Annotated in this window: 10 protein-coding genes; 4 read left to right on the top strand and 6 right to left on the bottom strand. The window is 46.4% G+C overall.

Translation table 11 applies throughout. From position 1 onward, the window contains the following. The first annotated feature begins 542 nt into the window (after positions 1-542). From OXN25_11050 to OXN25_11035, 4 genes are all read left to right on the top strand, one after another. Positions 543-1,181 carry a hypothetical protein gene (locus OXN25_11050; protein ID MDE0425397.1) on the top strand — a complete coding sequence of 213 codons (639 nt, stop codon included), beginning with the start codon at positions 543-545 and terminating at the stop codon, positions 1,179-1,181. Positions 1,182-1,194: 13 nt separating this feature from the next. After that, a complete protein-coding gene (locus tag OXN25_11045) occupies positions 1,195-1,935 on the top strand; it encodes a hypothetical protein (protein ID MDE0425396.1) in 741 nt (246 codons plus the stop codon). Positions 1,936-2,119: 184 nt separating this feature from the next. Continuing rightward, positions 2,120-2,509 (top strand): hypothetical protein, encoded by a 390-nt coding sequence (locus OXN25_11040; GenBank protein MDE0425395.1) that lies wholly within the window; start codon positions 2,120-2,122, stop codon positions 2,507-2,509. Positions 2,510-2,895: 386 nt separating this feature from the next. Continuing rightward, complete coding sequence (locus tag OXN25_11035; GenBank protein ID MDE0425394.1) at positions 2,896-3,693, top strand: sigma-70 family RNA polymerase sigma factor; 798 nt, start codon at positions 2,896-2,898, stop codon at positions 3,691-3,693. A 16-nt stretch (positions 3,694-3,709) separates the two neighbouring features. On the opposite strand, the gene pdxH is transcribed toward OXN25_11035, so the two are convergent. The 6 genes from pdxH to OXN25_11005 form a co-directional block, all read right to left on the bottom strand. Beyond that, positions 3,710-4,354, bottom strand: a complete 645-nt coding sequence (gene pdxH, locus OXN25_11030; protein ID MDE0425393.1) for a pyridoxamine 5'-phosphate oxidase — start codon at positions 4,352-4,354, stop codon at positions 3,710-3,712. A 3-nt stretch (positions 4,355-4,357) separates the two neighbouring features. Then, entirely contained in the window at positions 4,358-5,866 is a 1,509-nt protein-coding gene (locus OXN25_11025; protein ID MDE0425392.1) for a TrkH family potassium uptake protein, read from the bottom strand. Then, positions 5,867-7,276: a Trk system potassium transporter TrkA gene (trkA, locus tag OXN25_11020; GenBank protein MDE0425391.1), complete on the bottom strand. Its 1,410-nt coding sequence runs from the start codon at positions 7,274-7,276 to the stop codon at positions 5,867-5,869. 19 nt (positions 7,277-7,295) lie between these two features. After that, the gene (gcvP, locus tag OXN25_11015; GenBank protein ID MDE0425390.1) at positions 7,296-10,232 is read right to left on the bottom strand and encodes an aminomethyl-transferring glycine dehydrogenase; all 2,937 of its coding nucleotides are present in this window, start codon (positions 10,230-10,232) and stop codon (positions 7,296-7,298) included. Between the two features lie 213 nt (positions 10,233-10,445). Further along, entirely contained in the window at positions 10,446-10,919 is a 474-nt protein-coding gene (locus OXN25_11010; protein MDE0425389.1) for a hypothetical protein, read from the bottom strand. Positions 10,920-10,971: 52 nt separating this feature from the next. Next, on the bottom strand, positions 10,972-11,289 hold the full coding sequence (locus OXN25_11005; GenBank protein ID MDE0425388.1) for a hypothetical protein: 318 nt from the start codon (positions 11,287-11,289) through the stop codon (positions 10,972-10,974). Between the last annotated feature and the right edge of the window lie 198 nt (positions 11,290-11,487).

Below are 11,487 nucleotides of genomic sequence, written 5' to 3'. Positions count from 1 at the left end.
TACCAAAACCTAACAAAAATGTCAATAACTTACACAATGTAAACACTACCTACTACAAACGTAAAGAAACTATTCTCCGTGTACTTGTTAATATTCAAAATTATAGCACCCTTGAAAATGCGTGTCAAACTTTTCCAATCTACAGATAGGAGCATTCAGTTTTCAGTTGTCTGAATCGCGGATGCCTGCGTCTGGAGTCTCATAAGAAATTATGTTCTGGAGTCTCATAAGAAATTATGTCATTAAGGTAAAGTGCCCTTTGTTTTTACTTTACAGCGAAGCCTTGAAACACTACCATTCGGGAGGGATGTATTTCTGGGAGACACGCAATCTGAAAATATGAAAAATAAAAAAAGTTGACAGATTGAAGATTCTAACACATATATAAAAGTAGATGGTAGAGAAACTCAGTAAATCGTACGACTGCAAACAAACCCATAGCTTCAAAGTTGACGAGGCACTATTAGGACGAGCCGAATTGTATTATGAACGCATTTGATTTGTGAATCTCTTAGGTTGACCGATTGCAAGGAGGTTTTCTGATGTTCAAACGAAAGTGGTTCTGGGTACTTGCTGTCTTTGTTGCTTTAATCATAGCAGGTATCGGATTCTTTAATCCCAAACCTCCGCCTCCACCCATGAGAGTTTATAAGGCGGTAATACCTGACTCTAAACCGAGTCTCACAAAGCCAAACATGGGAGAAACAGATGTCGCTACGCCGCACAACTATGACCACAGTCACGATCATTCCTATGAGACTACCCCGCACTCCGACGCGGCGGAAGGTGGCATCAGCGGGGGTGAGTATACCTGGCAAGAGGGTTATGTGTTTGAGGGTTCATCGTCCAAAGTGGATCCTTGGGAGCAAACCTATCCGGAGCAAGAAATTACTGACCCTGATGATACCTATCCGCCCCGAGACTGGTACAAAACGGAAGATCCTGAGTTACGCGCTGAATATCTTTATGCCCAACTCATCAAACAATTCGGAGATACTCTCGAGGTTCAAGCTATTGGTGAGTACGAGCTAAAGGCAGCGCAAGGTATACCTCCAACACTTGAGGAATATACCGCCTATCTTGAAGCACACTACTATCTCTTTCCGAATAAACAGAACCAGCAAACGCTAAACAACTTACGAAAAGCAATCGCATCCGGACACAAAATTATCTTTGAATAATAGGAGATATGAAATGAAAGTTTACCTTACTTTACTTGTAAACCTCTTCTATTTGTCTTTTTTTATTTTCTTTTTAGGTTGTGCAGAGACAGACAACCCAGTAACAAACAAAACTGAAACATACGAATCCCTGTTTCCGCTGGAGGAAAACATATCTCCTTCTGACTATCCTGATGGATGGGTAAAATTGACGAACGAAGATGTTGAAGAACTTATGAATCTGGAGATTCTTCCGAACTGGCACAATATGGACCTCTCTCAAGAATGGCAAGAAAAATATAACCACGCCACACTCCTTAAACAGTTTGGGGACATCCCGGAAGTTCGCTACATCATAGAGTTTAAACGGAACCCGGGTTTTGAGATATCGCATCAGTTGTACGTTGCTTATTTTGAAGCACACTACCGTCTCTTTCCGAATGAAAACAATCGGCGGGCCCTTGAAGAAGCCTGGAACATCCCAAATCAGCCAGGCCCAGAGACCGTGGATGAGGATAAACTCAGGGAGGAAGATCCCGAGTTATACATCAAAATCCAAAAAGAACGGCTCATCAAAAACCACGGCGATATTCCACAAGTGCATATCTATATTGACTTTTTGCGAAAAGTCTTGCTCCGGATCCACATCACAGCTGCTGAACGCCTTGCTGCCCTAGAAGCACGTTTCTTTCTTTCTCCGACTGAAGAAAACCGTATCAAACTCGAAGAATTCCGAAAGGCGATGGGTGATGAAGATGTCGATAATGAAGAATAAAACTTTCTATTTTATCACGGAATGTGAGTACTATACTCATCATAGGATCCAAAGGCGAGTTGCCTACTTGGATATCTGGCAGTTGCCCGAATTTTACTGCCCACGAAGGGGAACTGCATGAAACTGCATATCGAGCGGATGTGTGAGCCACGTTTCCCTTTTCATCCCTACAAAGGAGAACAAAATGCGAAAAAAATGTTTTACGGGCTTTAGCCTCCTGGTATTTGTCTTTACAACCGCTGCACCTTTATTGTTTCTGACAAACCAAGTTATAGCGGATGACAACTACCAGTACTCTCAACCTTATACGGCTTACTATTACTGTTCGGATGGCACGCTTCTCTATACAACTACTGGGACAACCACCAATTCAGCATCGATAGACCATCCACCTGATACCGAAAAAACTATTGAGGTGTGTGGATATGACTGGCCCTACGGATACCCGGGCCCCAAGGTATGGGTGTGCGAAGATGTTACAGTAGATGAGCATACATCTCATGGCACAACGTATGTCTACAATTCAAATGAGGTTACATACACTCGCAGTGCCAGTGAGGAAGCGTGCCGTTAGAGAGATGTGTCTAAGGTTAAACATATCCTCAAGACTGATAGACGTTAAAAAAGAAGGGGTATGGTCACACCGTATCCCTTCTTTGATTTGTTCGCGGGACAGAACTGGATCAGATGCTGAAGAGAATAGGATCGTTTTTTTTTTGAAAAAAAGTGGAAAAATAAAATTCAATAAAATTTGATAATTTTTGCGCAATTGTAGTATACTTTTCTTAATCCCGTTATGAGTGAGGTAGCATCAAGTCAAATTTTGGAGAGAATGTAGGTATCTTCCGCACAAAAAGACAACCTGAATTATTCCAAAAGAAGTTTATGTATGTATGTATTAAGAGGTAAAGGATAAGCTCTTAACGAACTTGTTCCTTTACTTCCAGCAAGGAGCAAGTCATGAATACCAAACACCACTTCTCTTACTCTCACCAACTTTATCCGAAACTTGAACGTCTGATTTCTTCCACCCCGATGTTGAACCTTGAGGAGGAACAAGTATGTGCCCTTCGCGGCACAGATGAAGCACGTGAGCGGCTCGTACTCTCGCATCTGCGGCTTGTGAGATCGCTGGCATTCAGCCTTTCTGGTTATGGCGTTGATGTCAAAGATCTCTTCAATCAAGGTGTGATAGGACTTATCAAAGCGGTAAACCGATATTCTCCTTCCCGTGGTAGACTCGCAACATTCGCCCGGCATTTTATCTTGGGCGAGATCATCTGCTACCTGAACAAGACGCAAACGTTTTTTCATCTCCCAGACCTACTACGCCGCTCAGTGAATAAATTTCGCCGCGTCTCCCAGAAACTGGGTGAAAGTGCGACAGACACAGAAATTGCGGAAGAGATGCAATGCTCGGTTGATCAAGTTAGGTGTTTTCGTGAATGTGCAGAACAGACCTTTGAGAGTCTGGATGCCCCACTTGCTGACTCGCCAGAAGAGGAGACGCTAAGCGATACGATTGGCAGCATAGATCCGGGATTTGTTGAGATAGAAGACAAGCTGACGGTGTCTCAACTCCTCTCAAAGCTTTCCTCCATTGAAAAGGAAGTAATTTCCTTGCGATACGGATTTAATGGTTCTCTGCTGAGTCTTCGTAAGGTAGGTCGGAGACTTGGAAAATCTCATGAGTGGGTTTCTAAAATCGAGAAAACCGCTATGACCAAACTCCGCAAACACGGAAAACAAAGCAGCTGACAATGATACGTAAAATTCACGGAGACAAACGCGTCATCTTCCATGTTCCATCACTTTGCAGCTTATAGCAGAGACGGTCGTGGAGGCGACTCGGACAGCCCTGCCAGAATTCAAACAGGTTTGGCACAAGCCGGTATCCACCCCAATGCGACGGACGCGGAATTCTATCGGGTGAATACGTCTGTTCTGCGCGTTGGTAACCTTTTGTGAGGTGTTCCCGTCCGCTGATAACAAGGCTTTGACGTTCCGTCCACACAGCCAATTGACTGCTCACTGGACGGCTTGCGAAATAGGCATCTGATTTCTCAGGTGACATCTTTTTAACAGTCCCAGTACTCCGTACCTGACGATCGAGTTCCCGCCAATAAAATACTAAGGCAGCATTTGGATTCTCCGCAAGTTCCCGTCCTTTTTGACTCTCATAATCCGTGTAAAAACAGAAACCTCTTGCGTCAAAGCCTCTAAGCACGACCATTCGAGCAGAGGGAACACCTTGTGGCGTAGCAGTCGCTAACGTCATCGCGTCTGGTAAGTCGAGTTTCGCATCGACTGCATCTGCAAACCATTTTTCAAACTGTTCAAACGGATCCAGTGAAGCGTTCTGCTCAAGTAAGTTTCCGTCGTGTGCGTTGTATTCTCTACGGAGTTTATCGGTGTTCATAAATTACCTTCTCCAGAAATTCGGTGAAAAAAGAATTAGCACGGTATAAAGTTCCAAGCGTCCCAGCAACATACAGAAGGACAGGACGTATTTTCCAGTGGTGTGAATATGGGCGTAGTTATCCGTCGGGCCTACGCTACCGAGACCGGGACCGATGTTGCCCATGGTCGCAATCGTTGCCCCCGCAGCACTAACAAGGTCAAGTCCTAAAGTTGTCATGATGCAGGTTACAATCGCAAAAATTCCGATGAAAAAGAAAAAGAAACCCAGAACATTCGTCATCACTTCGGGCGGAACAACTCGGTCATTCACCCGAATCGGCAGCACAGCATGCGGGAAGATAAGGCGTTTGATTTCAGCACCGCTCTGTTTGATGAGGAGGAGAAACCGAACCTGTTTCATGCCACCGCCTGTCGAACCTGCACAGCCACCGTAGAACATGAGTGTTACTAAGATGAACTGGGAAAGAGCGGGCCACTGTTCATAATCAGCAGTGCCGTAACCGGTCGTTGTGATGATTGCCATCACCTGAAACGTGGCATAGCGGAGTGAGGTCCACATCGAATCGTAAGGTATATCTCCATTTACCTGAAATCTGATGGTATTCCACGAGATGAGGGTAATGCTCACAGCAATGACGATACAATAGAACTTAAATTCAGTATCTCGAAAATAGGCTTTGAAATCACCGCGGAGCACGCGATAGTGAAGTGCGAAATTAGTACCAGCAAGAAACATAAAGAAACTAATGGTCATGTCGATATAAACACTATCGTAGTGACCGATGCTGGCGTTTTTTGTTGAAAATCCGCCGGTCGCCATAGTCCCAAAGGTATGGCAGAGTGAGTCAAACAGCGACATTCCTCCCAACATCAGTAGAGCTGTTTCAAGGAGAGAGAGTAGCAGATAAACGCCCCAGAGCAACTTGGCGGTCTGCGTGATTCGGGGTGTGAGACGATCGGTTTCGGGTCCCGGTGCTTCGGCGCGAAAAAGCTGCATGCCACCGACACCGAGCAGCGGCAGAATCGCAACAGCCAGAACAACGATCCCCATACCACCAAGCCAGTGTGAGAAGCTACGCCAGAAGAGCATTGCGTGGGAGAGGGTTTCAATTTCTGTCAGGACAGTCGCACCGGTTGTTGTAAACCCCGCCATGGATTCAAAATAACAGAAGGAAAACGCTATCCACGGTGAGCGTTCTGCGATATGAAATACGCCCGCTAGCAGATACGGAAGTGAACCAAAGAGTGCAACCGTTACCCAACCCATAGCCACGACAGCGAAACCTTCGCGTATACCGAGTTCTTCGTGCCGTGCGCGGAAACTGAAGCGGAGAATCAGACCCACAATGAGCGTGATTATCAATGAGATGACAAAAGCATCCACATCAGTCCGTATGACTTCATCTGCCGTTGTATGATAGTAGATACCGACCACTAAAGGGAACAGCATCGTCCCTGCCAGACAGATAAGCAAATTACCGAGCGTGTAGAAGATTAATTTAAGGCTCATTTAATCTCTGCGTTCTGCGAAGAGGTCTTCGACAACCGGAATTGCCCCTGGTAAGCTGAAAACAATAACGCGATCTGTGGGTTGGATAACAGATTGTCCCGTCGGAATAATGAGTCTATCCCGTCGGATAATCGCGCCGATAAAGGCATTTTCTGGGAATTTTGCTTTAAAAGAGACGAGTTCTTTATGAGCAATCTTCGAGTTAACACCGGCAACGATCTCGATGACTTCTGCATCTATTCCGTGAAGTGAAGCCACGGAGATGATATGTCCACGGCGAATAAGGCGCAGAATATTACTGACGACCGTCAGATGCCGGCTGACTGCCCCATCGAGTCTGGGAATGCGTGCTAACAATGGGAGGTAGCGGGGCTGCTGAACGAGGGCAAGGACACGCTGCGCCCCGTTCTCTTTCGCCGTCATACATGCCATAATATCGTCTTCATCGTCCCCTGTGACCGAGATGAACCCGTTAGCTTCGTCTACCCCCGCCTCTTCAAGGAGCCTGAATTGGAGATAATTGCCTTGCAAAACGGTTGTGCGTTTTAGGCTTTGGGATGCTAATGCCGCCTTCTCTGGATCGGCTTCAATCAGTTTGACGTTGGTATTTCTTTCTTCAAGCACACGTGCGAGTTCGATACCAATAGGACTCGCACCTACAATAATGACCCGGTCCAGCTGCTGGTGGAACGCGATGCCGCTAATACGCAGCAATTGTTCAACTGCTATCGCACTGCCAATGACAAATACTTCGTCACCCTGTTGCAGCGCGTCACTGCCTCTTGGAATGATAATGTGTCGATTGCCGTTATTTATTGGATGTCCATTATTGGAGGGATGTCCTGGGCGACTGATAGCAGCGAATCGGATATCGTTAAGGAGACCATTCGCGTTTAATTCGGCGAGCGATTTACCAATTAACGGATTGGACTGCTTAATCCGAAAAGAGACAAGTTGGACCCTACCGTCCTCAAAATCGACAATCTCTCGTGCTTCAGGGACCTGTAAAAGTCGGACAAATTCAGCGACACAAAGGTGTTCGGGATTCACCATAAGGTCAATTCCGAAATCCTTCGGGGTCAGATCGCTTTCTATAGAGAAATAGTCAGGGCTTGAAACGCGCGCTATTTTTGTGCTAACCTTGTATCTATCGGCTATCTGACAGGCGAGCATATTAATTTCGTCGCTGTTCGTAACGGCGATAATCAGATTTGCTTCGTCGATACCAGCGATTTTAAGGAGGCGGGGTGATGCTCCCGATCCGCGTAGCGTCTGTAGGTCCAACTGCTCATTCACTCGGTCGCAAGCGGCTTGGGATTCGTCAATGAGCACAACATCGTTCGCTTGGGCGGTGAGGAGTTTGGCGATATGAAATCCGACCTCTCCAGCACCTATAATTATTGCTTTCATGTTTTATCATTATCGGTTGTTAATTATCAGATTCGTATTCCTCAAGTGGTGGGCAGGCACACATAAGATTCCTGTCTCCATAAACTTCGTTAATGCGTGCCACAGGGGGCCAGAATTTAGCGTCACGTACCCACGGCTTCGGAAACGCCGCTTTTTCACGTGAATATGGGTGCTCCCATCCCGACTGGACAACCACTTCTGCTGTATGTGGCGCGTTTTTTAGGACATTATCTGTTCGGTCGGCTGCCCCGGTTTCGATCTCTGTTATCTCCTCGCGTATTGAAATCAGCGCATCGCAGAAACGATCCAATTCTGCTTTCGATTCACTCTCTGTCGGTTCAATCATCATCGTGCCGAGCACGGGCCAAGAGACAGTCGGGGCGTGGAATCCGTAATCCATCAGACGCTTTGCGACATCCGTTACGTCTATATCAGCACTTTTTTTGAAAGCACGCAGATCAATGATACATTCGTGTGCGACTAAGCCGCACTTCCCAGTATAAAGCACAGGATAGTGTCCTGCGAGCCGTTTTGCTATGTAATTGGCATTGAGGATCGCAACTTCTGTTGCCGATTTAAGTCCATCCGCACCCATCATAGCGATGTATGCCCAAGAGATCGGCAGAATTCCAGGGCTTCCCCACGGTGCTGCCGATACAGCCCCGATTCCCGCTGGACCACCAACACGGACAAGTGGATGTGTCGGTAAAAAGTCTGTGAGATGTGCTTTGACACCAATCGGTCCCATCCCCGGTCCACCACCACCGTGCGGGATACAGAAGGTTTTATGCAAGTTCAGGTGGCAAACATCTGCGCCGATATCCCCAGGGCGTCCGATACCGACGAGGGCATTCAGATTCGCACCATCCATGTAGACCTGTCCACCCGATTGATGAACAATGTCGCAAATCTCGCGAATTTTCTCTTCAAAGACTCCGTGCGTTGATGGATACGTAATCATGGCAGCGGCGAGGTTCTCACGATGCCTATCTGCTTTCGCTTGGAGGTCCTCAAGATCAATATTTCCCTCCGAATCGCACGCCACGACGACGACTTGCATGCCTGCCATTACAGCACTTGCTGGGTTTGTACCGTGAGCAGAGGTCGGGATTAAGCAGACGTTGCGATGTGCTTCATTCCGGCTCTGGTGATATTTACGAATTACTAACAGTCCGGCATATTCGCCTTGTGAACCTGCGTTCGGTTGCAATGAGATACCGCTGTAACCTGTTATCTTGGCTAACCACGTCTCCAATTGCGAAAAGAGATGCTCGTAACCTTTCGCTTGTTCACGCGGGGCGAACGGATGGAGTTCACCGAACTCGCGCCATGTCACTGGGACCATTTCCGCCGTAGCGTTGAGTTTCATCGTGCAGGAACCCAGTGGTATCATTGCATTCACAAGAGAGATATCTTTGGTTTGAAGTCTGTGGATATAGCGGAGCATCTCAGTTTCGGAATGATAACTGTTGAAAATCGGATGTGTTAGATAGGAGGTTTCTCGCTGGAGTTCTATAGGGATGGATGGAGGGTTGGAAGACTGGAAGATTGTGTCCCCATCCTTTTCCGCTTTCCAGTTTTCCCTTCCCGACATCAAGTTGTTTTTGGTGTTGTTTTCCGCGAAAATCTGTTGGAGTTCTTCAACATCTGTTGATGTCGTTGTTTCGTCTAAGGAGATGCCGATGTGTGTTGTATCAATCGCCCGCAGGTTTATCTGTCTCGCGTTGGCAGAAGTTAGAATATCCGCTGTTCCTTCTGGAACGGTAACAGAAAGCGTATCAAAAGCCGGGTATTCACCTGTAGTGTAGCCCCTTTCTTCAAGTCCAGCACGCAGGGTACAGGTGAGCGAATGTATGCGTTCCGCGATGTGCTTAAGACCTGTCGGTCCATGGTAAACCGCATACATCCCCGCCATAACAGCGAGTAGCACTTGCGCCGTGCAGATGTTACTCGTCGCTTTTTCCCGCCGAATGTGTTGTTCCCGTGTTTGGAGTGCCAAACGGATAGCCGGTTTGCCGTTTGCATCATGGGATACGCCTGCAATCCGTCCGGGGATACTCCGTTTAAGCTCTTCATGTGTAGAGAGAAAAGCTGCGTGGGGCCCGCCATATCCAAGCGGAACGCCAAACCGTTGCGAGTTGCCGATAGCAATGTCTGCCCCGAATTCACCAGGAGGCTTTAATAGGACGAGTGCTAACAGGTCTGTGGCGGTAACAAATAATCCACCAGCGGCATGCACCTGTTCAGCAAATGGATGATAATCGTAAATCGCACCATCTGTGGCGGGATATTGCACGATGGCACCTAAGATCGGTGTGTCAAAATTGACATCACGGTGGTCCCCGATTTGTAATTCAATGCCGAGGGGTTCAGCGCGTGTTTGTAGAACAGCGATCGTTTGTGGATGACACGTTTCTGATACAAAAAAAGTTCGACTGATCTGCTGCGGTACATTTGCAACACACATTCCCATCGCTTCCGCGGCAGCTGTTGCCTCGTCAAGAAGTGAGGCGTTCGCAACGGGTAAGCCTGTTAAGTCAATGACCATTGTCTGAAAGTTAAGAAGTGCTTCCAAACGTCCCTGTGAGATCTCGGCTTGATAGGGTGTATATTGCGTGTACCAGCCTGGGTTCTCCAGAATGTTCCGTTGAATCACTGGCGGGACAAAGGAGTTGTAGTATCCCATTCCGATAAAAGAACGGAAAACCTGATTTTCGGACGCAAGCTCTTTTAATGCCGAAAGTGCTTCCGGTTCTGACTTTGAACCACCCACATTTCCATCTAAACTCAAGGCTGACGATGACCGAATGTCCGATGGTACAACGTCTTCGATAAAATCTGTCATCGAAGAATAGCCGAGCGTCGTCAACATCAGTTCGATGTCTTCTGAACGGGGACCGACGTGTCGATTTGCAAAAGTCACAGTTATCTTTCCTTTAAAGAATGCAATAAACAAACTAACGGATGAAGTTTGGTAGTATCAACGCTCTACCTGCCTTTCACATTTTTCTTGACTGATAGTTTGCCTTTGGAACAGGCACGATGGAGCGTTGATTTTGAAACCGATACGAATTTGACAGTTTCAGTGATTGAGGTTTTTTGGCATTTCGCGCGTTTTTACTTTGGTTCAATTTGTCGCATGTTGACCCAATATGGTATTGGTTGTAAGTTACTTTTTTGTTTGTTCGAAGCTGAGTATGTTGTCTCCAACCTTTATAGCTGCTGTGGCCGGTATGTCAGCCTGACGGATTGAACCTGTTGTTAGCAGCCTTATCCCCTCCGATAACATATTCTCGAATGGAGGGACAACTGTGGTAACTCTGACTTTGGCAGCATTATCCTCCACCCGCAAGATTATCCTACCTCCACCAGAGAGATCGTCACCTTTCGCACCAAGCTCAATTGTTGGTACTAGATCACCTTCTGCCGTGTCGTCCTTCTTAAAGCCGAGAAATATCTCTCCATTCTCGTTTTTCAGGACGATTTCCGAAACTTCAATTCTATCGAACCGTGTTATTTGTTTTACTCGTACTACGCCCTCTTGTGCTTCTGCCCCGCGGTCGGCGTTTCCAACAAGGTATGTGATGCTAGCGATGAGTGCTCCGATAACCATAAACGTAATTCGTTCAAGTATGCGATTCATAAAGTCCTCCTATGTTGAGGCAGAATGAGACAGGCTGGAACAGAAAGTTACTCTACAAGCCAAGAATACACTGCTCATGATACCTCAAATAGACGTTTCTAAACTCAGTGAAAATTTCTTCAAATTCAGTAGTTTTGCCAGCCGTTCCAACTTCAGGACGTTTGTTGCCTCGGCGCTCGCAATGGAAAAATAAAAAAAGAAGATAGGATATATCATTCTCTGCGACATATAAATCTTTTCTGTCAATAGTATCCACCCAAATCTGCAAACGAATTCTCTCGTCGCCATAAGGCACAATTAAGATGTCCATAATATCTTCAAAACAGATTTCATCTTGTTGCTTATTCCTATCAGTAACTCGAATTTTCATGTAGAATATCCTTTTGTGTGTTTCTACTTCGGTTCAGTTTGTCTCATGCTAATACAATGTGAGACAACCAAGGATTAGCTTTGATCCTGACCCCAAACGGTTGTTAAATCTATCAAATGCTGCCGAGGGGCGGAAAATAAAAAATCGCAATAAGTAGTTTTGGACATAGGCAATTTCAGTTTTCTTAATGTTATCACG

The organism is Candidatus Poribacteria bacterium (assembly GCA_028820845.1).
Taxonomy (GTDB): Bacteria; Poribacteria; WGA-4E; order WGA-4E; family WGA-3G; genus WGA-3G.
This window is presented reverse-complemented; position numbering and strand designations above follow the sequence as displayed.